The sequence below is a fragment of the Aeromonas media genome, assembly GCF_000819985.1.
In the GTDB taxonomy this organism is placed as follows: Bacteria; Pseudomonadota; Gammaproteobacteria; order Enterobacterales; family Aeromonadaceae; genus Aeromonas; species Aeromonas media.
In genome coordinates, this window is record NZ_CDBZ01000140.1 from 1 (window position 1) to 668 (window position 668).

Here is a 668-nt window from a genome sequence, read left to right on the forward strand (position 1 = left end):
AGCGTCACCCTGACGGTGACTGACGATAAGGGCGCAACCGCCAGCCAGAGCGCCAGCGTGAGCGTGGTGGCACCCAATGTGGCGCCGACCGCAGCCTTTACCCACACCGCCAAGGAATTGGTTGCCAGCTTTGACGGCAGCAGCTCCAGCGACAGCGATGGCAGCATTGCCAGCTACAGCTGGAACTTTGGTGATGGTGCGACCGGCACCGGCAAGACCAGCAGCCATAGCTATGCGGCAGCGGGAACCTATACCGTCACCCTGACGGTGACCGACGATAAGGGCGCAACCGCCAGTCAGAGTGCCAGCGTTAGCGTGGTGGCGGCCAATGTGGTGCCGACCGCTGCTTTTACCCACGGTGAAACTGACCTGCTGGTTAACGTTGATGCCAGCGCCTCCAGCGACAGCGATGGCAGCATTGCCAGCTACAGCTGGAACTTTGGTGATGGGGCGACCGGCACCGGCAAGAGCGCCAGCCACAGCTATGCGGCGGCGGGAACCTACAGCGTCACCCTGACGGTAACCGATAACCAGGGAGCTTCCGCCAGTCAGAGCGTCAGCGTGAGCGTGGTAGCACCCAATGTGGTGCCGACCGCTGCTTTTACCCACGGTGAAACTGACCTGCTGGTTAGCGTTGATGCCAGTTCATCCAGCGACAGCGATGGCAG

The 668-nt window shown here is 62.0% G+C and carries 1 protein-coding gene; it reads left to right on the forward strand.

Going from position 1 to position 668, the window contains the following annotated elements; translation table 11 throughout:
- Positions 1-668 (forward strand): PKD domain-containing protein (locus BN1127_RS12425; RefSeq protein WP_042649671.1); only part of this gene is annotated, 668 nt, incomplete at both ends.